This is a genomic window from Streptomyces sp. NPDC048659 (assembly GCF_040650575.1).
Classification (GTDB): domain Bacteria; phylum Actinomycetota; class Actinomycetes; order Streptomycetales; family Streptomycetaceae; genus Streptomyces.
The window spans coordinates 115,232-139,874 of the sequence record NZ_JBEZHM010000016.1 but is presented as its reverse complement, the minus strand read 5'-3'; the positions used below and the strand labels follow the sequence as shown (position 1 = coordinate 139,874).

Annotated in this window: 27 protein-coding genes; 16 read left to right on the top strand and 11 right to left on the bottom strand. The window is 75.2% G+C overall.

Features of this window, described 5'->3' with window-relative positions; genetic code table 11:
* On the bottom strand, positions 1-230 hold a 230-nt coding region (locus tag AB0C99_RS15420), incomplete at its 3' end, for a hypothetical protein (protein WP_362474983.1).
* A gap of 206 nt (positions 231-436) precedes the next feature.
* On the opposite strand from AB0C99_RS15420, the gene AB0C99_RS15415 reads away from it, so the two are divergent.
* Positions 437-964 carry a hypothetical protein gene (locus AB0C99_RS15415; protein WP_362474980.1) on the top strand — a complete coding sequence of 176 codons (528 nt, stop codon included), beginning with the start codon at positions 437-439 and terminating at the stop codon, positions 962-964.
* Positions 965-1,137: 173 nt separating this feature from the next.
* Here AB0C99_RS15415 and AB0C99_RS15410 read toward each other — a convergent pair whose 3' ends face one another.
* The gene (locus tag AB0C99_RS15410; RefSeq protein WP_362474977.1) at positions 1,138-1,704 is read right to left on the bottom strand and encodes an SMI1/KNR4 family protein; all 567 of its coding nucleotides are present in this window, start codon (positions 1,702-1,704) and stop codon (positions 1,138-1,140) included.
* A gap of 239 nt (positions 1,705-1,943) precedes the next feature.
* Here AB0C99_RS15410 and AB0C99_RS15405 point away from each other — a divergent pair, with 239 nt between their 5' ends.
* The 3 genes from AB0C99_RS15405 (at position 1,944) to AB0C99_RS15395 (ending at position 5,497) form a co-directional block, all read left to right on the top strand.
* On the top strand, positions 1,944-3,113 hold the full coding sequence (locus AB0C99_RS15405; protein ID WP_362474974.1) for a sulfite oxidase: 1,170 nt from the start codon (positions 1,944-1,946) through the stop codon (positions 3,111-3,113).
* Positions 3,114-3,224: 111 nt separating this feature from the next.
* Positions 3,225-4,463 carry an aminotransferase class I/II-fold pyridoxal phosphate-dependent enzyme gene (locus tag AB0C99_RS15400; RefSeq protein ID WP_362474971.1) on the top strand — a complete coding sequence of 413 codons (1,239 nt, stop codon included), beginning with the start codon at positions 3,225-3,227 and terminating at the stop codon, positions 4,461-4,463.
* Positions 4,464-4,477: 14 nt separating this feature from the next.
* Entirely contained in the window at positions 4,478-5,497 is a 1,020-nt protein-coding gene (locus tag AB0C99_RS15395; protein WP_362474968.1) for an MBL fold metallo-hydrolase, read from the top strand.
* A 67-nt stretch (positions 5,498-5,564) separates the two neighbouring features.
* On the opposite strand, the gene AB0C99_RS15390 is transcribed toward AB0C99_RS15395, so the two are convergent.
* Both AB0C99_RS15390 and AB0C99_RS15385 read right to left on the bottom strand, forming a co-directional pair.
* A complete protein-coding gene (locus AB0C99_RS15390; RefSeq protein WP_362474965.1) occupies positions 5,565-6,269 on the bottom strand; it encodes a VTT domain-containing protein in 705 nt (234 codons plus the stop codon).
* Positions 6,266-7,045, bottom strand: a complete 780-nt coding sequence (locus tag AB0C99_RS15385; protein ID WP_362474962.1) for an MBL fold metallo-hydrolase — start codon at positions 7,043-7,045, stop codon at positions 6,266-6,268. The genes AB0C99_RS15390 and AB0C99_RS15385 overlap by 4 nt, the downstream gene beginning before the upstream one ends.
* A 173-nt stretch (positions 7,046-7,218) precedes the next feature.
* Between AB0C99_RS15385 and AB0C99_RS15380 the strand changes: the two genes are divergently transcribed.
* The 6 genes from AB0C99_RS15380 to AB0C99_RS15355 all read left to right on the top strand — a co-directional run bounded on the left by AB0C99_RS15380 (position 7,219) and on the right by AB0C99_RS15355 (position 14,023).
* On the top strand, positions 7,219-7,623 hold the full coding sequence (locus AB0C99_RS15380; RefSeq protein ID WP_362474959.1) for a recombinase family protein: 405 nt from the start codon (positions 7,219-7,221) through the stop codon (positions 7,621-7,623).
* 189 nt (positions 7,624-7,812) lie between these two features.
* Entirely contained in the window at positions 7,813-9,945 is a 2,133-nt protein-coding gene (locus AB0C99_RS15375) for a phage holin family protein (RefSeq protein WP_362475009.1), read from the top strand.
* 66 nt (positions 9,946-10,011) lie between these two features.
* Entirely contained in the window at positions 10,012-11,496 is a 1,485-nt protein-coding gene (locus AB0C99_RS15370) for an amino acid permease (RefSeq protein ID WP_362474956.1), read from the top strand.
* 131 nt (positions 11,497-11,627) lie between these two features.
* Complete coding sequence (locus AB0C99_RS15365; RefSeq protein WP_362474953.1) at positions 11,628-11,966, top strand: hypothetical protein; 339 nt, start codon at positions 11,628-11,630, stop codon at positions 11,964-11,966.
* A gap of 49 nt (positions 11,967-12,015) precedes the next feature.
* Positions 12,016-12,180: a hypothetical protein gene (locus AB0C99_RS15360; RefSeq protein WP_362474950.1), complete on the top strand. Its 165-nt coding sequence runs from the start codon at positions 12,016-12,018 to the stop codon at positions 12,178-12,180.
* 100 nt (positions 12,181-12,280) lie between these two features.
* Positions 12,281-14,023, top strand: a complete 1,743-nt coding sequence (locus tag AB0C99_RS15355) for an alpha/beta-hydrolase family protein (protein ID WP_362474947.1) — start codon at positions 12,281-12,283, stop codon at positions 14,021-14,023.
* A 1-nt stretch (position 14,024) separates the two neighbouring features.
* Here AB0C99_RS15355 and AB0C99_RS15350 read toward each other — a convergent pair whose 3' ends face one another.
* Together AB0C99_RS15350 and AB0C99_RS15345 are read right to left on the bottom strand one after the other, a co-directional pair.
* Positions 14,025-14,810: an IclR family transcriptional regulator C-terminal domain-containing protein gene (locus AB0C99_RS15350; protein ID WP_362474944.1), complete on the bottom strand. Its 786-nt coding sequence runs from the start codon at positions 14,808-14,810 to the stop codon at positions 14,025-14,027.
* 116 nt (positions 14,811-14,926) lie between these two features.
* Positions 14,927-16,255, bottom strand: a complete 1,329-nt coding sequence (locus AB0C99_RS15345) for a low temperature requirement protein A (RefSeq protein WP_362474941.1) — start codon at positions 16,253-16,255, stop codon at positions 14,927-14,929.
* Between the two features lie 201 nt (positions 16,256-16,456).
* Between AB0C99_RS15345 and AB0C99_RS15340 the strand changes: the two genes are divergently transcribed.
* On the top strand, positions 16,457-16,876 hold the full coding sequence (locus tag AB0C99_RS15340; RefSeq protein WP_362474939.1) for a hypothetical protein: 420 nt from the start codon (positions 16,457-16,459) through the stop codon (positions 16,874-16,876).
* Here the strand turns inward: AB0C99_RS15340 and AB0C99_RS15335 are convergent.
* Complete coding sequence (locus tag AB0C99_RS15335) at positions 16,866-17,675, bottom strand: helix-turn-helix transcriptional regulator (protein ID WP_362474936.1); 810 nt, start codon at positions 17,673-17,675, stop codon at positions 16,866-16,868. The two genes, AB0C99_RS15340 and AB0C99_RS15335, sit on opposite strands and share 11 nt — an antisense overlap.
* Before the next feature lie 88 nt (positions 17,676-17,763).
* On the opposite strand from AB0C99_RS15335, the gene AB0C99_RS15330 reads away from it, so the two are divergent.
* Positions 17,764-18,066, top strand: a complete 303-nt coding sequence (locus AB0C99_RS15330) for a 4a-hydroxytetrahydrobiopterin dehydratase (RefSeq protein WP_362474934.1) — start codon at positions 17,764-17,766, stop codon at positions 18,064-18,066.
* Between the two features lie 35 nt (positions 18,067-18,101).
* Positions 18,102-18,896 carry a class I SAM-dependent methyltransferase gene (locus AB0C99_RS15325; protein WP_362474931.1) on the top strand — a complete coding sequence of 265 codons (795 nt, stop codon included), beginning with the start codon at positions 18,102-18,104 and terminating at the stop codon, positions 18,894-18,896.
* Here the strand turns inward: AB0C99_RS15325 and AB0C99_RS15320 are convergent.
* Entirely contained in the window at positions 18,818-19,336 is a 519-nt protein-coding gene (locus AB0C99_RS15320) for a hypothetical protein (protein WP_362474929.1), read from the bottom strand. The two genes, AB0C99_RS15325 and AB0C99_RS15320, sit on opposite strands and share 79 nt — an antisense overlap.
* 39 nt (positions 19,337-19,375) lie before the next feature.
* Between AB0C99_RS15320 and AB0C99_RS15315 the strand changes: the two genes are divergently transcribed.
* Positions 19,376-20,329 (top strand): WYL domain-containing protein, encoded by a 954-nt coding sequence (locus tag AB0C99_RS15315; protein ID WP_362474926.1) that lies wholly within the window; start codon positions 19,376-19,378, stop codon positions 20,327-20,329.
* Between the two features lie 23 nt (positions 20,330-20,352).
* Here the strand turns inward: AB0C99_RS15315 and AB0C99_RS15310 are convergent, their stop codons facing one another.
* Complete coding sequence (locus AB0C99_RS15310; RefSeq protein ID WP_362474923.1) at positions 20,353-21,201, bottom strand: NmrA family transcriptional regulator; 849 nt, start codon at positions 21,199-21,201, stop codon at positions 20,353-20,355.
* An 81-nt stretch (positions 21,202-21,282) separates the two neighbouring features.
* Here AB0C99_RS15310 and AB0C99_RS15305 point away from each other — a divergent pair, with 81 nt between their 5' ends.
* A complete protein-coding gene (locus AB0C99_RS15305) occupies positions 21,283-22,218 on the top strand; it encodes an AraC family transcriptional regulator (RefSeq protein ID WP_362474920.1) in 936 nt (311 codons plus the stop codon).
* A gap of 65 nt (positions 22,219-22,283) precedes the next feature.
* Positions 22,284-23,279, top strand: a complete 996-nt coding sequence (locus AB0C99_RS15300) for a methyltransferase (RefSeq protein ID WP_362474917.1) — start codon at positions 22,284-22,286, stop codon at positions 23,277-23,279.
* 33 nt (positions 23,280-23,312) lie between these two features.
* On the opposite strand, the gene AB0C99_RS15295 is transcribed toward AB0C99_RS15300, so the two are convergent.
* Positions 23,313-23,762 carry an RICIN domain-containing protein gene (locus tag AB0C99_RS15295; RefSeq protein ID WP_362474914.1) on the bottom strand — a complete coding sequence of 150 codons (450 nt, stop codon included), beginning with the start codon at positions 23,760-23,762 and terminating at the stop codon, positions 23,313-23,315.
* Between the two features lie 4 nt (positions 23,763-23,766).
* Positions 23,767-24,561: an aldo/keto reductase gene (locus AB0C99_RS15290; protein ID WP_362475007.1), complete on the bottom strand. Its 795-nt coding sequence runs from the start codon at positions 24,559-24,561 to the stop codon at positions 23,767-23,769.
* Positions 24,562-24,643: the final 82 nt, after the last annotated feature.

Here is a 24,643-nt window from a genome sequence, read left to right as displayed (position 1 = left end):
ATGGTGCCGCCGCTGATGACCGTGGTGTGGAACTCGTCGTCGGCGGACGCGGCGCTGACGCTGCGGATCTCGCCGGTGCCCAGCACGGGGGCGAGGTCGCCGAACTTGGTCCAGGTGCCGTTCTTCCCGAGGCGGGCGACGTGCTTGATGCCGCCGCCGGGTTCGGTGAGGACGGCCTGGATGTCGTTGCCGGTGCCCTCTGCGACGGGATGGGTGAGAGGAATGAGCACGGTACTGAACATGTCATGACCCGTACTCGCCCATACGACACTGGGAAGGATTCGCATTCAATCTTCAAAGCGAAGGATCAAGGTAAGTTGCTGACTCTGATCGACAAGGCATGGTCCAGCGGTCATGAGCGAGGCATAGAATCGACCGGAGAGCATGCCTGGTGCATAGGGCTGGGATCCCCCTTCCTTCTTAAGGCTCCGCTCTATTGTCCACTAGCACGGGAAGTTATTTTGAATTGAATGCCGATGAATGCATGTCTCTTTTTCTTGAGCTGGATAATTTGCCGGGAACCTATCAGAATCCCCAGGCTCCCGATTGGGGACCCCTGAAGCGCAGGATTGGACTGATTGAAGAAGATTTTGCCGATCGTTTTGGAGAGTGCTTTTATGCCACCATAGAGGATTCTGTGGCGAGCTGGCGAGTTACTGTGTTGCCGGAATGTACGGAAAAGGGATCCGGGTTCGTCGTGTGGTTCAGTAATTTCGGGGATATGGCTTCGGTTGTCGTGGGGCCTTTGGGGATGGATCCCGGAAAATGGGATGACCTGGACCATGCCGTCGAGGGTGGTGCCCTGTCACCTTCCGAAAAGGAATGCATCGAGACCTCGCTCCGGTCGCACGGTTTCGTCTTCATTCCGAAGAAGTACTGTACGGGCGAGTATGACGGACGGCATTCGACGCCCCATCAGTCGAGCGGTTACACCTGGTGGGAAAGGTTCTTTTCCTACACTTGATCGATCGTTTCGGTTGGCTGGTTCGCGGCTTTTTCCGGTTGGCCGGTACTGCTGTTGAAAGTCGCGTTCTCGGCAGCTCTGCAATTGCCGTGGTGTTGGTCGGCGGCCTTTCTGTCACTGCCCAGGCAGCCGCTGTGGCCGCCACTGAACCCGCCGCCGTCACCCGTCGCTGGTCAGGTCGTAGCCAGCCATGCGGAGTACCAGTCGCGGAAGTCCGGGCCTGGAGTCAGGCCGCCCCAGTCGGGGTCGTCGAACCACACCTGGCCGGTGTTGCTCCCCGTGATGACCAAGCGGTGGAACATGCCGCAGCCCGCCTCCGCAATGACCAGACTCCCCTCGACCGAGTAGTCGGCGTTGCCCTTCTTGCCCGGTCCGGGCCACTCGCCGGTGTGCGGGAAAGGCGTGGACAAGAAGCCCGCACGCCGATCCTCTTCTCGCAGGTCGTACAGGGCCTCCTCGTCGTCCACTTCCTCCACCAGACCCACGATCCCGTAGTCCGGGCCCGCTCCTCCGTCGGCGACTTCCTTGAGGAAGCTCCGATAGGAATCGGGCAGCCGGACACCGTGTAGTGACTCGAACAACCGGATCGTCGCCTCGGCCAGTGGCGGCCGAAGCCGGTATCGATGAGCGGAGGCCCCGAAGCGCCGGCACTCAGGATCTTCCTGGGCCATGGCCGCGGCACGGGCACGTACCCATGCACCGTCCCAAGGTTCGCTTCGGTCGGCACTGTCGCTGGTCATCGCGGCACAGTACTGGACTGGCCTCGTCGCGCGTCACCGCGAGCGGATGCGCGGTTCGAGCCCGGTCCGGGCCGGTCCGTCCGAACCCGCCCCGCCCCGACCGGCCCGAGCGGGCCCCCGCCCCCGCCCCCCGACCTGACGGATGTTCATATGACGGCTCCATGAACGGCCCGTCCCGGTGCCCCGTCCGCCCCTAAGGTGTGGCGGACCCCGCCCCCGACGTGCCGAGGAGGCCGTTCGTGCCCGCCCGCCGCACCCTGCTGAAGGCCCTCGCCGGTGCCCCCGTCCTGCCGCTCCTGGGCGGCGTGCCCGCCGGCGCCGCGACCGTGCCCGGCATCGTCAAGCCGACGCCCGACGCGTACTTCACCCTGCGTGGCACCAACGCCGAGGCCCGCTACGAGACCTTCGCGGGCACCGGTCCGCTCACGCCCGTGGACCGTTTCTTCGTGCGCAACCACACCGCCACGCCCGTCCTCGACGCGGACACCTGGAGCCTGACCGTGTGGGGCGACGGGCTGCACGGGCGCGGGCCCGTCCGCTTCGGCTACGGGCAGCTCCGTGATCTGCCCGCCGTCACCCGGACGGCCCTGGTCGAGTGCGCCGGGAACGGCCGCAGCCTCTACGCCACCCAGCAGGGCGAGACCGTCAGCGGCACCCCCTGGACGCTCGGCGCGATCGGCGCCGCCCGCTGGCGCGGCGCTCGCCTCTCCGACGTGCTCCGGCTCGCCGGGATCGCCTCCGACGCCGTGTCCGTGCAGCCCCGGGGCCTCGACGCCCCCTACGTCACCGGCGGCGTCGACCTCGGCCGGGTCCGCCGCCCGCTGCCCGTCGCCAAGGCCCTGGACGACGTCCTCCTCGCGTACGAGATGAACGGCGAGCCCCTCCCGTACGACCACGGGTACCCGGTCCGGCTCATCGTGCCCTCCTGGATCGGCATCGCCTCCATCAAGTGGCTCGGCGACATCGAGGTCTCCCGCACCCCGCTCGCCTCGCCCTGGTCCACCGACTACTACCGCCTGTTCGGCGCCGCCCACCCGCCCGGCGGCAGCGCCCCGCTCACCCGCCAGACCCTCAAGAGCGCCTACGAACTGCCCTTCGGCGCCACCCTGGAGGCACACCGGACCCACCTCCTCTCCGGCCGCGCCTGGTCCGCCCACGCGCCCGTGCGCCGGGTGGACGTGTCCACCGACGGCGGCGCCCACTGGCGGCCCGCCCGGCTGCTCGACCCGCCCCGCCGGGCCGGCTGGGTCCGCTGGGCCACCTCCTGGCGCCCGCGCGCCACCGGACCCGCCACGCTGCTCTCCCGGGTCACCGACGCGGCCGGGAACACGCAGCCCGAGCGGGCCGTCCCCAACACCCAGGGCTACCTCTTCGACGCGATCGTCCGGCACCCCGTCACCCTCGCCTGACCCTGGCCGGGCGGCGAGATGTCCCGAACCTCCGTATAACCGTATAAAGGGCACGGGGGTCTGTGGAGTCCCGGGAGTCCCAGTGGTCCGGGAGGCCAGGAGGTCAGGGCGATGCGGCAGACAGCTCCGGAGGGGCGCGGCCCGGTGCGCTACGGGCCACCCGCCCCGGAGTCCGGCCTCCCCGTGCTGCCCGGCCTCGCCGCGCTGCTCGCCGCTGCGGCCGACCGCACCGCGCCCGAACCGCCCGGCGGCGGGCCGGTGCTCCGCCAGGCCGCCGCCGGCCACTGGTGGCGCCGCGGCCTGCGCACCCACGCCGAGGACGTCGTCGCCGCGCCCGGCGCCGCCCCGCTGCTGCTCGCGCTCATCGCCGCCCACGGCGGCGACCTGCTGATGCCCCGGCCCCGCCCCGCCTGGTGGACCGCGCAGGCCCGGCTGCTCGGCCGGCCCGCCTACCACGTGCCCACACCAGCCGAGTGCGGCGGCGTCCCCGACCCGTACGCCCTCCTGGAGACCGTGCGGCGGATCCGCGCCGAGGGCGGCACCCCCCGCCTCCTCCTGCTCTCCGTCGCCGACGACCCCACCGCCACCGTCGCCCCGCCCGAACTCGTCCGCGAGGCGTGCGAGGCGGCCGTCGCCGAGGGGCTGCACATCATCAGCGACGAGACCTGGCGCGACACTCTGCACCGTCCCCGGGAGACGGTGCTGCTCAGCCCCGCCGAGATGTGCCCCGACGACGTCACCGTCCTCACCGACCTCTCCGGCGCCCTCACCCCGGCCGCCTGGCCCTGCGCCGTCGCCCGCCTGCCGCCCACCGCCCCCACCCGCGCCGACCGCTACACCGACCGAGGGGCCCGCACCCTCGACATCCTCACCGCGCTCGGCGCGCTCGTCGCAGGCCCGGTCGCCCCCGCCGCCGCCCACGCCCTCGACGAACCCGAGGACGTCACCGTACGGACCGCGACCACGGCCGCCCTGCACGGCGCCCTCGCCGCGGCGGCCCACCGCGCCGTCCTCGCCGCCGGGGCGCTCGCCCGGCCCCCGCAGGCGGGCCGCCATCTCTACGCCGACCTGGGGCCGTTGCGCGCCGGCCTCGCCGCCCGCGGGGTCACCGACTCGCTGGAGCTGGAGAACCACCTCACCCGGCGGCTCGGCACCCCCGTCGCGGGCGGGCACCGCTTCGGCGACGAACTCGGCGCGCTGCGCGTCCGGTTCGACACCGCGGCTTTCCTGGGGACCGGCCCGGCGGAGCGCGCGGAGACCCTCGCCGCCGCCCGCCCCGAGGAATCCCCCCATGTGGAGCGGGTGTTGGGCGCGTTCGCCGCCGCACTCGACGAACTCTCCCGCCCGTGACGGAGGTCCCGGCCATGACGGAACAGACCGCCCGGCCCGCCCGGGCCCCGCATCCCGCGCCGCCCGCACCCGCGCTCCAGCCGCTCGGCCGGGTGCGCCACGACTGGCCGCGCTCCTTCGCCGACCGCCTCACCGCGCCGCTGCCGGGCGTGCGCGCCCTGGCCCGGCTCGCCCGCGAGGGCGCCGTCCGCCCCGGGCCCGAGGGGCTGCGGGACATCCCGCTGCTGCCCTTCGCCCCCGGGCCGCTGCCCGACGCGGGGCCCGGCACCCTCGCCGTCACCTGGGCCGGGCACGCCTCCTGGGTGGTGCGGATCGGCGGCCTGACCGTGCTCACCGACCCCGTCTGGTCGCGCCGCGTTTTTGGCACCACGGCCCGGCTCACCCCCGTCGGGGTCCGCTGGGAGGACTTGCCGCCGGTCGACGCCGTCGTCATCAGCCACAACCACTTCGACCACCTCGACGCGCCCACCCTCAGGCGCCTCCCGCGCCGCACCCCGGTCTTCGTGCCCGCCGGGCTCGGCCGCTGGTTCACCCGCCGCCGGTTCGCCCGGGTCACCGAGCTCGACTGGTGGGAGGCGGCCGAACTGGACGGCGTACGTTTCGAGTTCGTCCCCGCCCACCACTGGTCCAAGCGCACCCTCCTGGACACCTGCCGCTCCCTGTGGGGCGGCTGGGTGCTCGCCGAGCGGGACGGGCGGCGGGTCTACTTCGCCGGGGACACCGGCTACGGCCACTGGTTCGGCGAGATCGGCCGCCGCCACCCGGACCTCGACCTCGCCCTGCTGCCGATCGGCGCCTACGACCCGCGCTGGTGGCTGAGCGACGTGCACACCGATCCCGAGGAGGCGGTACGGGCCTTCCAGGACCTCGGCGCCCGCCGGATGGCCCCCATGCACTGGGCCACCTTCGTGCTCTCCTCCGAGCCCGTCCTCGAACCCCTCACCCGCCTGCGCGCCGCCTGGGACCGCGCCGGGCTGCCCCGCGAGGCCCTCTGGGACCTCCCGGTCGGCGCTTCGCGTACGACCGGACCGTGAGCACCCCGCACGACCGGACCGTGAGCACCCCGTACGAGCGGCCCCTGAGCCCGGCCCCCGCCCCGGCTCAGACGGCCGGCCCCTCCGGCGCGCCCGGCGCGCCCGGCGTCCCCCCGGGCGCCCCCGGCCGCCCGCTCCGGCCCCCGTCCCGCCCCCGCCCCCGCAGCCGCCGCCACAGCGCGGGCGCCGCGCCGAGCAGCACCGTGAGCGCGACCGCCGCCACCACGCCCTCCCACGGCTCCGGGAAGAGCGAGCCGCCCAGGATGCCGATGAGCTGGTACGTCGCCGCCCACGCCAGACAGGCCGGCAGGTCGCCCCGGGCGAAGCGGCGCAGCGGCATCCCGGCGAGCAGGCAGGCCAGCATCACCGGGATCCGGCCCGCCGGCACCAGCCGCGAGAGCACCAGCACCGGCACCTGGTGGGTCTCCAGCCGCTCCTGCGCCTGCGCCAGCCGCTCCGGCGTGACCCGGCCGCGCAGCGCCGCCAGCCACCGCGAGCCGTTGCGGGAGCGGACCCCGCGCTGCCCGAGCCAGTACAGGGCGAGGTCGCCGAGGAAAGCGGCGCCCGCCGCCACCAGGAAGACGTACAGCAGGGCGAGCGGCGCGGTCTGGTGGAAGGCGACCACCGCCGCCGAGCTGACGATCGCCCCGGTCGGCACCACCGGCACCAGCGCGCCCAGCGCCACCAGCAGGAACAGCGAGGGATAGCCGACGGCCTGCTGGGTCGACTCCGGCGGCAGCTCGCGCACCGCCGTCAGGATCCGGTCGATCACCGGGCGACCTCCGGGCGGACCCGCTCGCCGTGCCCGAGCAGGTGCACCGCCACCTTGGGCGCCAGCCGGGCCGCGTGCCGGACGAACTCGGCGCCCGGCGCGTGGAACTCGTGCGGGCGGACCGCGTCCATGCCGATCGGCCAGTACGTGCCGTAGTGCACCGGCACCGCCGCGGCGGGCGACAGCGCGGCCAGCGCCTCGGCGGCCCGGCCCGCGTCCAGGTGCCCGTGGCCGAGGTACGGGCCCCAGCCGCCGACCGGCAGCAGCGCCACGTCCACGGGCCCGACGGCCTCCGCCATCGCGTCGAACAGTCCGGTGTCCCCGGCGAAGTAGGTGCGGGCCTCGCCCTCCACCACGTAGCCCAGCGCGGGGGAGTGGTGCGGGCCGACCGGCAGCCGCCGCCCGTCGTGCAGGGCGGGGACGGCCCGTACGGTCACCCCCTCGACGTCCACCGTGTCGCCGGGCTCCAGCTCGGTGACGCGCAGCCCGCGCGCGTCGAGCCGCCGCAGCGCGGGCACCGCGCGGGGCGCGCCCCGGGGCACCAGCACCCGGGTGCCGGGGGCGAGCAGGGCCAGCGAGGGCAGGTGGAGGTGGTCGGCGTGCAGATGGGAGACGAGCACCGCCTCGGCGCGGGCGGCGTCCGGCGGGGGCAGCGCGCCGCGCCGCCGGCGCAGGTGGGCGAGCCGGCGGGCGAAGAGCGGGTCCGTCAGGAACCGCACCCCGGAGTCCTCGACCGTGCAGCTGGCATGACCCCACCAGGTGACCTCCACCGGCACCCCGTCCTTCCGCGTCCGCGTCCGCCGCCCGGCCCTCCGGCCCCGCGGCCTTCGGTCTTCCGTAACGAGGGTAAATGTCCGGTGCCGCCGGTGTGGCCGGTCTTCGACGGGCCGCGCGGAGCCCGGGCGCGGAAGATCTCCTCGGGGGTCCGGGGACGCAGTAGGGTCGCCCCATGGACGACGTTCGGGTGGCGGCGATCGCCAGCCTCACCCCGCTCGAAGAGCTCGACGAAGATCCCTTCCTGGTCGACACCCGCAGCCAGCACGCGATGTGCGCCCGCTGGGCCGTCGACAAGGGGTACGTGGTGGCGAGGCGGCTGCTGTTCTACGGCATCCGGCCCGACCACGAGGCCCTGTGGGCGGACGTGGAGGCGGGGATCGTGGACCTCTTCGTCGCGCCGAACGAGCGGGTGCTGGCCCGCGCGCTGACCGACGTGCCGGCGTTCTTCGCCGAGTGCGAGCGGCGCGGGGTGCGCCTGGAGACGGCGGGGCTCGACGAGCCGTCCTACGACGCCCCGATGAAGGCGTGGGTGCACCGGCGGATGTCCATGCCCACCGCCGGGTACGACGGCTGCTGAGGGGCTGTGCCGGCGCCGCCGCCGTGCGGCGCCGGGCGCGGACCTGACACACCCGCACCTTCCCGGCCGACCTGCGCGTGGTGGCCGTTGTGCCACGCTTGGGGCAGGAAACGGGTGAAAGGTGAACCAGGCGTGGGCGAACGGCGAGCGCAGTCCCCCGTCCGCTGGCGGAGCGCGGGCCGGACCGTGATGCGGGTGGTCACGGTGTGGGCGGTCTCCACGCTCACCCTCCTCGTGCTCGCCGCCGTGCTGCCCGACTTCCAGCTCCAGTCCCGCGACGGCGACAGCCTCACCACCATCGCCTTCACCGCCGCCCTCGGCGCCGGGGCCTTCGGCGTGCTCAGCGCCCTGGTGTGGCCGGTCATCGTGCGGGCGCTGCTGCTCGTCCCGGCGCTGGTCCTCGGCCTGCTGGTGTTCTTCCTCAACGGCTCGCTGCTGCTCGTCGCGCTGTGGCTCACCCCCGACGGGCGCGGCACCGTGGCGCCCCAGACCGCCGTCCTGGTCGCCGCGGTGATGTCGGCGGTCGCCTCGGCCACCTCCACCGCGCTCGCCGTGCGCGACGACGACGCCTACCGGCGGCGCCTCTACCGGCTCGCCGACCGCAGGCGGCTCCGGCCCGCGCAGGGCCCCGAGCCGGTGCCCGGCACCGTCTTCCTCCAGCTCGACGGCGTGGGCCACCGGGTCCTGGAGGACGCCGTCGCCGACGGGCTGATGCCCACCGTCGGCGCGTGGCTCGCCACCAGCCACCGGCTCGCCCCCTGGCGCACCGACTGGTCCAGCCAGACCGGCGCCAGCCAGCTCGGCATCCTGCACGGCTCCAACGAGGACGTGCCCGCCTTCCGCTGGTACGAGAAGGACACCGGCCGGCTGATGGTCTCCAACCGGCCCGCCAGCGCCGTCGAGCTCCAGCGCCGCGCGGTCGAGCGCACCGGCGACGGCGGGCTGCTCGGCTACGACGGGGCCTCCCGGGGCAACCTGTTCAGCGGCGGCGCCGACCAGCTCGCCCTCGTCCTGTCGGTGGCCGCCCGCCGGGGCCGCCGCAACCGCTCGCGGTCCGGCTACTTCGCCTACTTCTCCGACCCCGCCAACGCCGTCCGCACCGCCGGCTCCTTCGTCACCGAGACGTTCCGCGAGCTCGCCCAGTCGACCCGGGCCCGGCTGCGCCGCCGCACCCCCCGGGTCTCCCGGGGCGGCCTCTACCCCCTGGTCCGCGCCTTCGCCACGGTGATCGAGCGGGACGTGGTGGTCGCCGCCGTGATGGGCGACATGCTGGCGGGCCGGACCGCGGTCTACGCCGACCTGGTCGCCTACGACGAGGTCGCCCACCACTCGGGGCCGCACGGCCACGACACCGACCAGGTGCTCCGGCGGCTGGACCGCTCGCTGGCGCTGATCGCCCAGGTCGCCGAGCACGCGCCCCGCCCGTACCGGATCGTGCTGCTCTCCGACCACGGGCAGAGCCCGGGGGAGACCTTCGCGGGCGCGTACGGGCTGAGCCTGCGGGAGCTGGTCCGGGCCGGCTGCGGGCTGCCGGTGCCGCGCCGGGTGCGGCGGACCCGCTGGGGCCACCCGCAGCCGGAGTCCGGCGGCTCGGAGGGCCGGGACGCGGCACGCGACGCGCTGCGCGGCGCCCTGCACCGCTCCCCGGACGAGACGGCCGAGCGGGGCCGGGAGGCGGCGGAGGCCGCCGCCGCGGCGGCGGCCCGCGCCCCGGAGCCGGTGGTGCTGGCCTCCGGGAACCTGGGGCTGGTCTCCTTCCCCGGCGTGCCGCACCGGATGACCCGCGAGGAGATCGACCGCCTCCACCCGGCGCTGCTGCGCACCCTCGCCGAGCACCCGGGGATCGGCTTCCTGCTGGTGGCGAGCGAGGCGCACGGCTCGGTGGTGCTGGCCCGGGGCGGCGTCGAGGTCCCGCTGGCGGAGCTGAGCGACGCCGACGCGGGGCCGCTCGCGGTCTTCGGTCCCGGCGCGGCGGACGCGGTGCGGCGCACGGACGGCTTCCCGCACGTCGCCGACATCATGGTCAACTCGATGTACGACCCGGCGACGGGCACCGTGCACGCCTTCGAGGAGCAGATCGGCTCCCACGGCGGGCTCGGCGGCGAGCAGGGGCGCCCCTTCCTGCTGTGGCCGCGCGAGCTGACCGACCCGCCCGGGGAGATCGTGGGCGCCGAGCGGGTGCACCGGGTGCTGCGGGGCTGGCTGCGGGAGGCGCAGGGGTCACGGGGGCCGCAGGTGCCGCTGGAGATTTCGCCGCCCGGCGGCGATGCGGAAGCGTTTCTTCCGGTCGATGACCCGGCCGTACAGGACAAAAGCGGGTGATTTGGAACGGCGTCTCAGCGGGCGGACGATGGACGCGTTTGCACGACGAGAGGCGCACCACCCCCCATGAGCACGGCCACCCCCCACACCCGCCGCGACACCGCCGACCCGGAGCCGCGGCCCGCGCACCGGCCCGAGGGGGAGGCCCCCGGCGCACCCGCGCCCGGCGCACCCACGCCCGGTGAGCCCGTACCCGGCGCACCCGCGCCCGGCAAGCCCGCCCGCGGCTTCGGGCTCCCGGTCGCCACCGCCCTCGTCGCGGGCAACATCATCGGCGGCGGCATCTTCCTGCTCCCCGCCTCCGTGGCCCCGTACGGCACCATCAGTCTGGTCGCCTTCGGCATCCTCACCCTGGGTGCCCTCGCCCTGGCCCTGGTCTTCGGCCGGCTCGCCCACCGCCACCCGCAGACCGGCGGCCCCTACGTCTACGCCCGCGCCGCGTTCGGCGACTTCGCCGGCTTCCTCGCCGCCTGGTCGTACTGGATCACCACCTGGGTCTCCAACGCCGCCCTCGCCGTCGCCGCCGTCGGCTACCTCGACCACCTCGTCCCGATCCACGAGTCCACCGCCGCCACCATCGCCGCCGCCCTGCTCCTGCAGTGGCTGCCCGCGCTCGCCAACCTGGCCGGCACCCGGTACGTCGGCGCCGTGCAGCTCGTCGCGACCGTGCTCAAGTTCGTCCCGCTGCTGCTCGTCGCCGTCGGCGGACTCTTCTTCTTCGACAGCGCCAAGCTCGGCCCCTTCCACGCCGGGGACTCCAGCTCCCTCGGCGCGGTCTCCGCCGCCGCCGCGATCCTGCTCTTCAGCTACCTCGGCGTCGAGTCCGCCGCCGTCAGCGCCGGCGAGGTCCGCGACCCGCGCCGCAACGTCGGCCGCGCCACCGTCCTCGGCACCCTCGCCGCCGCCGCGCTCTACCTGCTCGGCACCGTCGCCGTCTTCGGCACCGTCGCCCACGACAAGCTGATCACCTCCACCGCGCCCTTCTCCGACGCCGTGGACGTCATGTTCGGCGGCTCCTGGGGCGGCGCCGCCGTCGCCTGCATGGCCCTGGTCTCCATGGCCGGCGCGCTCAACGGGTGGACCCTGCTCAGCGCCCAGGCGCCCTACGCCGCCGCCCGCGACGGCCTCTTCCCGAAGGTCTTCGCCGTCAAGCGGCGCGGCGTGCCCACCGTCGGCGTCCTCGTGGCCGTCGTCCTCGCCTCGCTGCTGACCGTCTACAACTACACGGCCGGCACCCAGGGCGTCTTCGAGGTCCTGGTGCTCGTCACCACCTTCACCGCCACCGTCCCCTACCTGCTCTCCACCGCCGCCCAGATCTACTTCCTGCTCTCCGGACAGGGCGAGAAGGTCTCCCGCCCGCGCCTCGTCCGCGACGCCGTCCTCGCCGCCGTCGCCTTCGGCTTCTCCCTCTGGCTGGTCGCGGGCTCCGGCTACGCCGCCGTCTACCAGGGCGTCCTCTTCCTCTTCGCTGGTGTCCTCGTGTACGCGGTGATGGCCGCGCTCCGCAAGCGCGCCGCGCGCGCCGGAGCCGACCGGCCCGCCGGCCCCTGACCGCCCGCGCCGACACGCCCCGTCGCGCGCCCGCCGGTGCGGTGAATTCCGGCTCCCGGGTGTAGGCCGACCGGGGGATCGTGCCGCCCCGGACGGCTCAGGGCCGCCCCGGCGGGGCAGGACGCTTCTCCATGAGGTCCCTCCCCGCGCACCCCGGCGTCCCCGCCGTGCGGGCCCGGCGGTTCGCCGTCGCGGTGCTGCTCGTGCTCGCCGCGCTGCTCGGGACCGGGGGAGTCCTCACCGGGACGGCCGGGGCGGAACAGCGCGTGGCCGGCACGGCCGCCGAACCCGCCGCCGAGGTCCACGACCTCGCCGAGCAGGAGGCGAGCACCCCCGCCCGCGCCGCCCGCCGCCCGGCCCCGCCCCGCGCCACCCGCCGGGCGGCGCCCGCCGCCGCGCCCGCGCCCGCCCCCGTCCCCGTACCGCACCCCCGTGACGACGCGCCCCGGTCGGCGGTGATGCGGTGCTGAGAGGCCCGGCCTCTCCGCACCCCTCACCACCACCGCAAGGAGCTCCGTCATGCCCGTCGACCCCTTCGCCGTGCTCAACGCGCTGCTGCGCGCCGAGGCCGCCCGACAGGAACGCTTCGACCGTCACCGCCCCGAACCGGAACGCGAAACGGAAGGCCGCCCCCTCCGCTCCGCCCAGGAACCGGCCGTGGAAGCGGAACACAAGGCGGACTGACCCTCCCGGGGCCCGGCGCGGGGCCTCCCCCCGGCTCTCCCCGGGCCCCGCCCCGGCGGGCCGATTTGCGGATGGCTGTACGGTGTACGAGGCTGAACCGATGACCTCGACCGACCGGCAGCCCACCGCACCCGATCGGTCCGCCGGACCCGCCCGGCTCCGCGCCGCCGTCCGCCGCCCCTACACCGCCCGGCACTGGCCCGACCTCATCGCGCTCTGCTGGGCCACCTTCTTCTTCTGGGCCTCCCTCAGCCCCTCCCTGGTGCCCCGCCCCTGGTACCTCCAGGGCGTCGTCGGCGGCATCACCGCCGCCATCGGCTACGCGCTCGGCGCCGCCGTCTCCTGGCTCGCCCGCGCCCTCATACCCTGGCGCCCCACCGAGCGGACCCGGGCCCGGCTCTGGCAGGGCTACTGGCTGCTCCTCCCGCTCCTCACCCTCTGGCTCGTCGCCGAGAGCGCCCGGACGCAGCGCAGACTCCGCGTGCTCCAGGAACTCCCGCCCTCGCTGACCTGGCACACCCCCGTGATCGCCCTCATCGCGATCCTCCTCTGGCTGGCCCTGCTGCTGCTCGCCCGCGGCGTCCGGCTCGCCGCCCGCAAGCTGATCCGGCTGCTCGGCAGGCTGCTGCCCCGGCCCGTCGCGTACGCCCTCGGCGCCCTGCTCACCGCACTCGCCGTCCTCGTCGGCGTCCGCGACGTCGTCTTCGACCGGGGCGTCGTCGACCTCGCCGACCGGATCGCCGCGAGCACCAACGACGACACCCACGAGGGCATCCACCGCCCCGCCTCCCGCCACGTCTCCGGCGGCCCCGGCTCGCTGATCCGCTGGCAGGACCTCGGCTACCAGGGACGCAACTTCACCGGCTCGGTGCCCACCCGCGACCGCATCGCCGCCTGGACCGGGCGGCCCGCCCGCGACCCCGTGCGCGTCTACGTCCCCTCCACGCCGCCGCCCGCCTTCCAGGACGCCGGGCCCTTCGCCGCCCAGGCCGAACTCGCCGTCCGCGAGCTCGACCGGGCCGGCGCCTTCGACCGCCGCGTCCTCGCCGTCGCCGGCACCACCGGCACCGGCTGGGTCAACCCCAACGTCACCGAACCCCTGGAGTACATGTACGGCGGCGACACCGCGATCGTCGCCGTCCAGTACTCCTACCTGCCCAGCTGGGTCTCCTTCCTCGTCGACAAGGAGAAGGCCGGCCAGGCCACCCGGGCCCTGCTCGACGCCGTCCGCGCCCGGATCGACGCGCTCCCCGCCGACCGGCGCCCCAAGCTGGTCGTCACTGGCGAGAGCCTCGGCGCCTACGCCGTCGAAGCCTCCTTCGGCAGCGCCGAGGCCCTGCTCGACGGCACCGACGGCGCCCTGCTGCTCGGCGCGCCCAACTTCTCCCCGGTCTCCCGCGAGATCCGCCGCGACCGCGACCCCGGCAGCCCGGTCTGGCGGCCCCAGTACCGGGACGGGGCGCACTACCGCTTCGCCCAGTTCCCCGGCACCGACCTCGAACGGCCCCCGGCCCGCTGGGAGTTCCCGCGCGCCGTCTACCTCCAGAACGCCTCCGACCCGGTCGTCTGGTGGTCGCCCGACCTCCTGCTGGAGCGGCCCGCCTGGCTCGACGACCCCCTCGGCCCGGACATCACCCCGGAGATCGACTGGTTCCCCTTCGTCGCCTTCTGGCAGACCTCCGTCGACATGGCCGTCTCCTACGGGGTGCAGGCCCCGCACGGACACCGCTACGGCACCGGAGCGGTCGACGGCTGGGCGGCCGTCGTCCCGCCCCCGGGCTGGACGGCGGCCGACACCGACCGGCTGCGCGCCCACATCGGACAGCGCCGGGCCGCCTACTGAGCTACGGCCCGACCGTGAACGACTGGGTGGCCAGGGCCCGTTCGAGCCGGTCCTGGAGCCGGGCCGCGGTCGGCCGCAGCCGCTCCGCCTCGGCCAGCGGCAGCGAGAAGCCCACCGCCGCCACCGCCCCGCCGACCGTGACCGGCACCGCCGCGCACACCGTGCCCAGCGCGTACTCCTCCACCTCGTGCACCGCCGCGCCCCGCCGCACCCGCGCGAGCCGCCGCATCAGCGCGTCCTCGTCGCGGACCGTGCGCGGGGTCAGCCGGGTCACCGGCCGCCGCGCCAGGTACTCCCGGCGGGCCGGCACGTCGAGCTGGGCGAGCAGACACTGGCCCAGCGCGTGGGCGTGGGCGCTGGCCCGGAAGGCGGTCCACTCCTCGGCGGCGGGCCGCTCCGGGCTGTCCGCGAACGCCACCAGCCGCACCTCGCCGCCCTCCAGGACCCCGCAGTACACCGGCGCGTCCAGCTCGTCGCGGAGCAGCCGCAGCCACTCGGGCAGCCGCAGCCCGGGGCCGTCCCGCTGCCCCGAGAGCGTCGGCGCGGCCGGGCCGAGCCGGAACGCCCCGCGCTCGTGGCGCAGATAGCCGTCGTGGACCAAGGTCCGCAGCAGGTGGTACGTGGTCGGCAGCGGCAGGTCCGTCATCCGGGACAGGCGCTTGGCGGTGACCTCGCCGTGCTCGGCGACCGCCTGGAGCAGCCCGAGCGCGCGCCGGACCGAGCCTATGAGGGTGGGCGCGCCGGTGGCCGTGGGCGCCTTGGTGCTCTTGGTGGCTGTGGGAGACATGGGGTCAGTGTGCCGACGCCCGGCCCCGGCCACCCGTGGGCTCGCGGGTCCTTGGGTGATCGCCCCGCCCACGGCACGATTCCTCCAAGCGCGCGGACGCGGCTCGGGCGCCGCGCCTAGGCCGTCGCCGGGGTCCCGTCGGCCGGTGTCCCGTCCGCCGGGGTCCCGTCGGCCGGTGTCGCGGTGGCCTGGGCCGCGTCGGCCGGTGTCCCGTCCGCCCGTGGTCCGCCCGTCGGAGCCCCGTCCGCCGGTTCCGGCGCCGGGCCGGCCGCCGGGCGCCGCCCGTGGGCCGCCGCCAGGCCCGTCACCCCGGCCGTGAGCAGCGCCAGCGCCAGCAGCGCCGGGAGCAGGGCGACCAGGGGGCCCGCCGCGAGACAGCAGACGGCGCCGACGAGCAGGGCCGTCGGGCGGCGGCCCGAGGAGCGCAGCGTGATCGCGGAGGCGCCCAGCAGGAAGACGCCGACGCCGCCCGTCAGCGCCCAGGCCACGGTGCCGTGCAGCGGCTCGCCGAGGCCGTGGTGGCCGGTGTCGGCGATCTGGGTGAGCACCTTCTTCATGCCGAGCGCCGTCAGCACCACACCCGCCACCAGCGGCAGGTGCAGGAAGGTGTAGACGTCCCGGGCGAAGCGGGTGCGCTCGTCCCCGTCGAGCGCCCCGAGCCGGTGCTCGGCGGGCTCGCCGAAGCACCGGAAGTACAGGGCCCACAGCGCGGCGGCGAGCAGCAGCCCCGCCGCGCAGGCCCCGACGACCGTGGCCGTCAGCGGGAAGCCGGCCATGCCGACGCCCATCGCCACGATCGACTCGCCGAGCGCGATGATCACGATCAGGCCGTGCCGCTCGGCGAAGTGCCCGGGGGAGTTGACCCGCCAGCCGGAGGAGCCGGTGACGTAGATCCCGCCGTAGTCCACGGCGACCGCGCTCAGCCACAGCACCAGCCGAGGCGTCCCCTCGTACGCGCAGCCCGCGAGCAGCAGCACGGACGGCGGCGCCACCGACAGCAGCGCCGTCCGCCGCAGGGTGGCCCGCAGCGCGGTGTCGCCGGGGCTGGACACCCAGTACGAGACCAGGTGCAGCACCCGCACCAGGCTGTAGCAGACCACGAACACCAGCGGCGCGGGCAGCCCGCCCGGGGCGTCCGCGAGGACCTCCGGCACCGCGAGCGACACCACGAACACCACGGTCATCACGGTGACCAGCACCGCGAACAGGGCGCCGGAGTCCGCCCGTACGACGTTGCCCAGCCAGGCGAAGGACGACCAGCACCACCACAGCAGCGCCAGCACCGCCATCGCGCCGACCACCCGCACCGGCGTCGGCTCGGCCGCCATCAGCGCCGTCACCTGCGTGATCGCGTAGACGAAGACCAGGTCGAAGAAGAGCTCGGCCGGTGTCACCTTGTGATCGTCCCCGGCCGCGATCATGCGCGCCCGTTCCCTGCCGGCCACCGCATCCCCCTTGCGTAGCACATGATTTCGGCCATCGGCCGTCCAGGCGGGCACCCTACAGCGTCCGGCATTACCTCGCGCGTAATCGACCCCCGCCGCCGCCTCCGCGATGCTCGTGAGCACCGGGTCCCGGGCGGCGCACTCCGCCCGGGGACCGGCCCCGGTCCCGTACGCGAAGCCTCTCCAGGAGCGTGATCCGCCATGTCCCAGACCCTGCTCGCCGGACTCTCCCGCACCACCCAGCCTCGGTCCATGGTGCGCCGCTTCCTCGCCCTCGACGCCCTCGTCACCGGCGCCAACGGGATCGCCTACCTCGCCGCCTCCGGGCCGCTGGCGGAGCTCCTCGGCGTCGGCCGGGGCCTGCTCCTCGGGCTCGGGGCCTTCCTCACCGTGTACGCGGGCGGGGTGGCCTGGCTGGCGAGCCGCCCGCAGCCGCCGGTGCCCGGTGTCAAGGCCGTCGTCGACGCCAACCTGCTGTGGAGCGCGCTCAGCGTCGTCGCGCTGCTCGCCTGGCTGGAGCCCACCGCCGCGGGCACGGTCTGGACCCTGATGCAGGCGGGCACCGTGGCCGGTTTCGCGGCCCTCCAGTGGGGCGCGCTGCGGGCGACCGCTACCCCTTGAGGGACCGGAGGTAGGCGACCGTCTCCGGGTCGGCCGGGAGGAAGGTCTCGATGGCCAGCTCGGCGACGGTCACGTCCAGCGGCGTGTTGAACGTCGAGATCGACGACACGAACGACAGCACCCGCCCGTCGTGCTCGATCCGCAGCGGCAGCGCGAAGTACGGATACGGCTCCGGGTCCTCCCGGTCCGCCGGATCCCCCGCGCCCTCCGGCACCGGATACGCGGCCACCTCCTCGTACAGCGCCCGCAGCGACTCCGAGCGCACCAGGGCGATCTGACGCTCCATCTGGTGCAGCAGGTGCCCCCGCCACTCGCGCAGATTGCGGATGCGCGGGGCCAGGCCCTCCGGGTGCAGGGTGATCCGCATCGCGTTCAGCGGCGGTGTCAGCAGGTGCTCGGGCAGCCCCGTCAGCAGCATCCCGATGCCCTCGTTGGCCGCCACCACCGTGTACGAGCCGTCCACGACCAGCGCCGGATACGGCTCGTAGCCCGCCAGCAGCATCCCGATGCCCTCGCGCAGGGTGTCCAGGAGCGGCGCGTCCATCGGCGACTCGGTGAACCTCGGCGCGTAACCCGCCGCCAGCAGCAGGGCGTTGCGGTCCCGGACCGGCACCTCCAGGTGCTCCGCCAGCCGCAGGACCATCTCCTCGCTCGGCCGCGAACGCCCGGTCTCCACGAAGGAGATGTGCCGCGCGGACGAGTCCGCCCGCAGCGCCAGCTCCAGCTGGCTCAGCCGCCGGCGCTCGCGCCAGCCGCGCAGCAGCGGTCCCACACCCGTGTCGGTCGCGACAGTCGTCATGTCCAGACGGTATCCCAGAGGTCGACCCGGGTACCTTCTCCCGGTGACCGCCCGGTCACCGCGGGACCCGGACCGGAGGGAGCAGCACATGCCCACACAGCCCCTGTCGCAGAAGGAGATCGAGGACCGCCTGCGGGAGCTCCCCGGCTGGTCCCTCGACGGCGACCGGATCACCCGCACCTACCGGCTCGCCGACCACTTCGCCGCCACCGCGCTCGTCGTCCACGTGGCCTCGATCCAGCAGGAGCTCGACCACCACAGCGATCTGACGCTGGGTTACGACAGCGTCGTGCTGGCCGTGAACACCCACACCGCGGGCGGCGTCACCGACAAGGACTTCGCCCTCGCCGACCGCGTCGAGGCGGTGGCCCCGGGACACGGCGCCCGCTGAGCCCGGCCGCGCCCTCCGCCCGTACGATCGGGCCCATGGGGGAGACCGTGCTCGACTACGAGGCCGAGGCCGCGCGTTACGACGAGACCCGCGGCGGGGTGCCGCGCGCGGCGGCCGCCGCGGCCGGGGTGCTGCGGCTGCTGCCGCCCGGCACCCGCACGCTCGTCGACGTGGCCTGCGGCACCGGCCTCGTCACCGCCCGCCTCGCCCGGCCCGGCCTCGCCGTGTACGGGGCCGACGCGGCGCACGCCATGCTGCGCACCGCCGCCGGGCGCCTCCCGGGCCGCGCGGTGCGCGCCGACGCCCGCGCGCTGCCGCTCCCGGACGGCTCCGTCGACGCCGTCAGCGCGGTCTGGCTGCTCCATCTGGTGCCCTTCGCGGACGAGATCGTCGCCGAGGCGGCCCGGGTGCTGCGCCCCGGCGGCGTGTTCGTCACCACCGTCGACAAGGACGCCGCCCACGACACCGGCAGCGACGTCGACACCTTGCTGCGCCCGCACCGGGCCGCCCCCGAGGCCGCCCGCGACGCGACCGGCGCCGTCACCGCGCACGCCGCCGCCCACGGCCTGGCCCCCGGGCCCGCCACCCGCTTCACCGGCCACGGCCAGGGCGCCACCCCGCGCGGGACCGCCGGGAAGCTGCGGCGCGGCTACTACGCGTCCTGGTTCCACGGCACCCCCGCGACCGTGGACGCGCTCGCGGCGGCCCTCGCCGCGCTGCCGGACCAGGACCGGCCCCGCCCCGAACCCTCCTACCGGCTGGCCTCCTTCGTGAAACTCCCGGCCGCGCCGGGCCCCGTCGTCCCCGAGGGCAGCGCGTCCGCGAGGTAGCCCGCCAGGTCCGGGCGGTCGGGGGCCAGCATGTGCCGCACCCAGGCGTCCCGTTCGTGCCCGATCGGCGGCAGCTCCCACACGCAGCCGATCCAGTTCCGCGCCCCCGGCGCCAGCCGCACGAAGTGCGCCGGGTCGGTGTCCGGGCAGTCCAGCGCGGGCTGGCCCGCCGCCGCCCCGCCGAAGTGCAGCACGTTGTCCCACACCCAGCTGTACGCGTTCAGGTACGCGCCGGTGTCGCCGCCCCGGTGCAGCACCGTGAAGGCCGCCGCCGGGGTGCCGTCCGGCTCGGGCAGCAGCTCCGGCAGCAGCGCGTACGCCGCCCGGGCCACCTCCGGTTCGATCCCGGCCGGATCGGCCGTCACGTGGTAGCGCTTGACGTGCCGGCCGGCGATCTCGACCGGCTCCAGGGCGAACAGGTACTTCTCCTCGAAAGCCATGGCTGGACCGTACGAGGACTTCACTGACACCTTGTGTCAGTGAAGTCCAGCCGGCTCCTGTCGATCCTCCTGCTGCTCCAGACCCGGGGCACCATGACGGCCGCCCGCCTCGCCGAGGAGCTGGAGGTCTCGGTCCGCACCGTCTACCGGGACGTCGAGGCCCTGGCCGCCGCCGGGGTCCCGCTGTACGGGGACGCCGGGCACCGCGGCGGCTACCGGCTGCTCGAAGGGCACCGCTCCCGCCTCACCGGCCTGTTCGCCCGCGAGGCCGAGGCCCTCGTCCTCGCCGGACTGCCCGTCGCCGCCGACGGCCTGGGCCTCGGCGGGCACTTCGCCGACGCCCACCTGAAACTGCGCGCCGCCCTCCCGGAGCCGCTGCGCGAGCACGTCGACCGGCTGCGGACCCGCTTCCACATCGACGCCGCCGGCTGGTACGCGGAGGAGACCGAGGCCCCGTTCCTGCCCGAGGTCGCCGAGGCCCTGCGCACCGGGCGGGTGCTCGCCGTCCGCTACCGGCGCTGGCGGGAGCCGAGCGAGGTGGACCGGCGGCTCGCCCCGTACGGCCTGGTGCTGAAGGCGGGCCGCTGGTACCTGGTCGCCGGGCCCGGCCCGCGCACCTACCGGGTCGACCAGATCCTCGCCCTCACCGCCACCGACGAGGAGGCCGTCGTCCCCGAGGGCTTCGACCTGGCCGCCCACTGGCGGGCGAGCCAGGCCGACTTCCACACGAGGCTGCACCAAGGCGAGGCGCTCGTGCGGATCTCCCCGCGCGGCGCCGCCCGGCTCACCGGGGCCGCCGCCCGGGCGCTCGCCGCGAGCGGCCCTCCCGAACCCGACGGCTGGACCCGGGCCGTGCTGCCCGTCGAGTCCCCCGACCACGCCCTCGGTCTCCTGCTCGGCCTCGGGGAGGAGGTGGAGGTCCTCGGCCCGGAGGAACTCCGGGACCGGATCGCGGCGACGGTACGGACGCTGGCGGCGCGCTACGGGACGTGACGCGGGACCGTCCCCGCCGCCCCTCACCCCCGCTTCCCGAACGCCCCCTCCGCGTACACGGCGAAGTCGACCGGGTCCCGGCCGAGCACGCGCTTCACGCCGTCCGTCACCGCCGTGTTGCGCCCGTCGAGCAGCGCCGTGAACAGGCCCGACAGCCACACCGCCTCCGGCTCCGGCAGCCCGAACCCGGTCAGCAGCTCCGCGTACTCCCGCTCGCTCACCGGCACGTACACCACCTCGTGCCCGGCGGCCCGGGACAGCTCCGCCGCCACCTCCGCGAAGGTCAGCGCCCGCGGCCCGGTCACGTCGTGGACCCGGCCCGCGTGCTCGTCGTGGAGCAGCGTCGCCACGATCACGTCCGCGAGGTCGTCCGCGTCCACGAACGGCTCCGCCGTGCCGCCCGCCGGGAACGCGAGCGTGCCCGCCGCGACCCCGTCCGCGAACAGCCCCTCGTCGAAGTTCTGCGTGAAGAACGCGGCCCGCACCACGCCCAGTTCGACCCCCGAGGCCCGCAGCGCCTCCTCCGCCGCCACCGCCTCGGGCTCGCCCCGCCCGGACAGCACCGTCACCCGCCGCACCCCGCGCGCCACCGCCAGCGCGCCGAACTCCCGCAGCGCCTCGGCGGCGCCCGGCGCGGCCAGGTCCGGGTAGTAGTTCACGTACGCGGCGTCCGCGCCCTCCAGGGCGGGGCCCCAGGTCGCCGGGTCCGCCCAGTCGAAGCGGGTGGTCCCCGACCGCGACCCGGCGCGCACGTCCGCCCCGCGCTCCGCCAGCCGCCGCGCCACCCGGCTCCCGGTCTTCCCGGTCGCGGCCGTGACCAGGACGGTGGGGGCCGGCGTCGATTCTCTTGTGTCGTTCGGTGAGTTCGTCATGGCTCCACCCTCGCGCCCCGGCCGCCGCGTTCCCATGCTCCATCGGCTCGCCCGCATACGCGTGCGTCTACGCTGGCCGCCATGGACCCACTCGCCGGACTGCTCGACGGACCGAGGGCCCGCGGCGCCTTCCTCCTGCGCATGGTGATGGACCCGCCCTGGTCCGTACGGATCGAGGACCGGGCCCCGCTCTGCCTGATGTGCGTCACCTCCGGCGAGGCGTGGATCGTGCCCGACGACGGCCCGCCCGTCCTGCTGCGCCCCGGCGACATCGCCATCGCCCGAGGCCCCGTCCCGTACACCGTCGCGCACGCCCCCGACGCCCCGCCGACCGCCGTCATCGGCCCCGGCGGCGCCTGCGCCACCCTCAGCGGGGAGCCGCTCGCCGAGGCGATGAGCCTGGGCGTACGGACCTGGGGCAACGCCCGCGACGGCGGCACCGGCGTGCTCGTCGGCACCTACCAGCTCGCCGGCGAGGTCGACCGCCGGCTCCTCGACGCGCTGCCGGGCCTGCTCCACCTGCCCGCCGAGGTCTGGAACTGCCCGCTCACGCCGTTCCTGGAGGAGGAGGTCTCGCGCGACGAGCCCGGCCAGAGCGTCGTCCTCGACCGGGTCCTCGACCTGCTCCTGATCGCCGCCGTCCGCGCCTGGTTCGCCCGGCCCGGCGCCGAGGCGCCCGGCTGGTACCGCGCGATGGGCGACCCGGTGGTGGGGCGCGCGCTGCGGCTGCTCCGGCACGACCCGGCGCACCCCTGGACCGTCGCCTCGCTCGCCGAGAAGGCCGGCGTCTCCCGCGCCGCGCTCGCCCGCCGCTTCACCGAGCTGGTGGGGGAGCCGCCGATGGCGTACCTCACCGGCCGCCGGATCGACCTCGCCGCCGACCTGCTGCGGCGCGGCGACGCGACCGTCGAGGCCGTCGCCCGCCAGGTCGGCTACGGCGGCGCCTTCGCGCTGAGCGCCGCCTTCAAGCGGGTCCGCGGCGTGAGCCCGCAGGAGTACCGGAACGGCGGGGACTGAAAGCGGCGCTTGCCGGAACGGCAAGTTTCCTCGCGCTTACGGCAGCGGCGGCGCACGCTGTCCCCATGAGCGCACACGACCTCCACGACGGACACCGGCACGGCCACGGCGAGCCCCACGGCGGGACCCATGGCGAGTCCCACGGCGGGACCGACGCCCACGCGCACGGCGCCGGCCACACGCACGGCACCGGCCACGGCCACTCTCACGACCACACCGACCTCGACTGGGCCGAGCTCGCCCCGCTGCTCACCGTGCAGGCCGAGACCGCGAGCCCCCTCTACACCGAGGCCGCCGCCTGGCTCGCCGGGCTCGCCCCCGCCGGGCGGGTCCGCCGGGTCCTGGACTTCGGCAGCGGCCCCGGCGTCGTCACCGCCCTGCTCGCCGAGGCGTTCCCGGAGGCGGAGGTCGTCGCCGTCGACGCGACCCCCGCGCTCCTCGCCCTGGCCGCCGAGCGCGCCGCGGCCCGCGGGCTCGGCGACCGGGTCACCACCCTGCGCGCCGAACTCCCGGCGGACTTCGACAGCCTCGGCACCGCCGACCTGATCTGGGCCAGCCACTCCCTGCACCACATCGGCGACCAGCAGGCCGCGCTCACCGCCTTCGCCAAGGTGCTGAACCCCGGCGGGCTCATCGCCCTCGCCGAGGGCGGGCTGCCGGCCCGCCACCTGCCGTGGAACGCCGGTGTCGGGCGGCCGGGCTTGGAGGCCCGGATCGACGCCGCCGCGGCCGACTGGTTCGGCGCCATGCGGGCCTCGCTGCCCGACGCCAAGGACGAGATGGACGACTGGAACGCCCTGCTCACCGGCGCGGGCCTGACCCCGAGCGGCACCCGCAGCTTCCTGTCCGACGTGCCCGCGCCGCTGCCGGACGCCGTGCGCGGCCAGATCGTCGCGCACTACGAGCGCCAGCGCGAGGGCCTGGCCGGGAGCCTCGCCGACGACGACCGCGCGGCCCTCGACCGGCTCCTCGACCCGGCCGACCCGCTCTCGCTGCACCGCCGGGCCGACCTGTTCCTGCTCTCCGCCCGTACCGTCCACACCGGACGCAAGGACGGCTGAACGCCCCCGGGCCGCGCGGGCCCGGGGAGCGCTTCAGGACACCGGCTCCAGGCGCCACCACTGCGCCGGGGAGTCGGTGTCCTCCCACTGCCGGACGGCGGCGCCGTCCTCCGTCGAGCCCTCCGCCACCTCCAGGAGCAGCCCGCTGACGAAGCTGACCAGCGCCACCGTGCCCGGCGACTGGAGGTCCTCCTCGATGGTCCACTCCTGGGCGCCGAAGTTGTTCGGCTTCCACTGCTGGATCGCCGCGCCGTTCTCGGTCGAGGCGCCCTTCACGTCCAGGCGCTTGCCCCCGGCCACGTTCACCAGGTGGTACAGGCCGCCGCCGTTCGGGACCGGCGCGATGTGCCAGTGCTGGCCCGGACCTCCCCGGTCCAGGCCCTGCCGCACCGGCGCCCCGCTGCGCGTCGAGCCCTCGAACACCTCCAGGAGCAGCCCGCTGGCCACGTTCCGCACCCGGTAGACCCCCTCCGCGACCCGCATCCGGTCAGGCTCCGACGTGGAACTCGGCCGGGTCCGGGCCCAGTCGGCGGCCCTCGTCGAGGGCGGTGAGGCCCGCGAGGTCCTCGGCGTCCAGCTCGAAGCCGAAGACGTCGATGTTCTCCGCGATGCGGGACGGGGTGACCGACTTCGGGATCACCACGTTGCCCGCCTGGATGTGCCAGCGCAGCACCACCTGGGCGGGCGTACGGGCGTGCTTGCGGGCGATCGCCACGATCGCCGGGACGTCGAGCAGCCCCCGGCCCTGGCCCAGCGGCGACCACGCCTCGGTCGCGATGCCGTGCCGCTCGTGCACGGCGCGCAGCGCGGTCTGCTGGAGCTGCGGGTGCAGCTCGACCTGGTTGACCGCCGGGACCACCGAGGTCTCGCCGATCAGGCGCTCCAGGTGCTCGGCGTGGAAGTTGGAGACGCCGATGGCGCGGGCGCGCCCGTCGGCCAGGATCTTCTCGAAGGCGCGGTACGTGTCGACGTACGCGTTCTTGTTCGGCACCGGCCAGTGGATCAGGTACAGGTCGACGTGGTCCAGGCCCAGCTTGGCCAGGGAGTCGTCGAAGGCGCGCAGGGTGTTGTCGTAGCCCTGCTCGCTGTTCCACAGCTTGGTGGTGACGAAGAGCTCCTCGCGGGGGAGCCCCGAGGCGGCGAGGGCCTTGCCGGTGCCGGCCTCGTTGCCGTAGATGGCGGCGGTGTCGATGGAGCGGTAGCCCGCCTCCAGGGCCGTGCCGACGGCCTGCTCGGCCTCCGCGTCCGGCACCTGCCAGACGCCGAAGCCGAGCTGCGGCATCCGCACGCCGTTGTTGAGGGTGAGGAAGGGGACCTTGCTGTCCGTGCTCACGAGCGGTCGATCCTTACGTTGTGGTCCGTTG

Coding starts and splice junctions, on each gene's coding strand:
- AB0C99_RS15395 (WP_362474968.1), top strand. CDS start 4,478: ATGACGGAACAGACCGCCCGGCCCGCCCGGGCCCCGCATCCCGCGCCG.
- AB0C99_RS15355 (WP_362474947.1), top strand. CDS start 12,281: ATGACCTCGACCGACCGGCAGCCCACCGCACCCGATCGGTCCGCCGGA.
- AB0C99_RS15370 (WP_362474956.1), top strand. CDS start 10,012: ATGAGCACGGCCACCCCCCACACCCGCCGCGACACCGCCGACCCGGAG.
- AB0C99_RS15340 (WP_362474939.1), top strand. CDS start 16,457: ATGTCCCAGACCCTGCTCGCCGGACTCTCCCGCACCACCCAGCCTCGG.
- AB0C99_RS15320 (WP_362474929.1), bottom strand. CDS start 19,336: ATGGCTTTCGAGGAGAAGTACCTGTTCGCCCTGGAGCCGGTCGAGATC.
- AB0C99_RS15365 (WP_362474953.1), top strand. CDS start 11,628: ATGAGGTCCCTCCCCGCGCACCCCGGCGTCCCCGCCGTGCGGGCCCGG.
- AB0C99_RS15410 (WP_362474977.1), bottom strand. CDS start 1,704: ATGACCAGCGACAGTGCCGACCGAAGCGAACCTTGGGACGGTGCATGG.
- AB0C99_RS15350 (WP_362474944.1), bottom strand. CDS start 14,810: ATGTCTCCCACAGCCACCAAGAGCACCAAGGCGCCCACGGCCACCGGC.
- AB0C99_RS15375 (WP_362475009.1), top strand. CDS start 7,813: ATGCGGGTGGTCACGGTGTGGGCGGTCTCCACGCTCACCCTCCTCGTG.
- AB0C99_RS15305 (WP_362474920.1), top strand. CDS start 21,283: ATGGACCCACTCGCCGGACTGCTCGACGGACCGAGGGCCCGCGGCGCC.
- AB0C99_RS15290 (WP_362475007.1), bottom strand. CDS start 24,561: ATGCCGCAGCTCGGCTTCGGCGTCTGGCAGGTGCCGGACGCGGAGGCC.
- AB0C99_RS15360 (WP_362474950.1), top strand. CDS start 12,016: ATGCCCGTCGACCCCTTCGCCGTGCTCAACGCGCTGCTGCGCGCCGAG.
- AB0C99_RS15295 (WP_362474914.1), bottom strand. CDS start 23,762: ATGCGGGTCGCGGAGGGGGTCTACCGGGTGCGGAACGTGGCCAGCGGG.
- AB0C99_RS15330 (WP_362474934.1), top strand. CDS start 17,764: ATGCCCACACAGCCCCTGTCGCAGAAGGAGATCGAGGACCGCCTGCGG.
- AB0C99_RS15400 (WP_362474971.1), top strand. CDS start 3,225: ATGCGGCAGACAGCTCCGGAGGGGCGCGGCCCGGTGCGCTACGGGCCA.
- AB0C99_RS15300 (WP_362474917.1), top strand. CDS start 22,284: ATGAGCGCACACGACCTCCACGACGGACACCGGCACGGCCACGGCGAG.
- AB0C99_RS15335 (WP_362474936.1), bottom strand. CDS start 17,675: ATGACGACTGTCGCGACCGACACGGGTGTGGGACCGCTGCTGCGCGGC.
- AB0C99_RS15325 (WP_362474931.1), top strand. CDS start 18,102: ATGGGGGAGACCGTGCTCGACTACGAGGCCGAGGCCGCGCGTTACGAC.
- AB0C99_RS15380 (WP_362474959.1), top strand. CDS start 7,219: ATGGACGACGTTCGGGTGGCGGCGATCGCCAGCCTCACCCCGCTCGAA.
- AB0C99_RS15310 (WP_362474923.1), bottom strand. CDS start 21,201: ATGACGAACTCACCGAACGACACAAGAGAATCGACGCCGGCCCCCACC.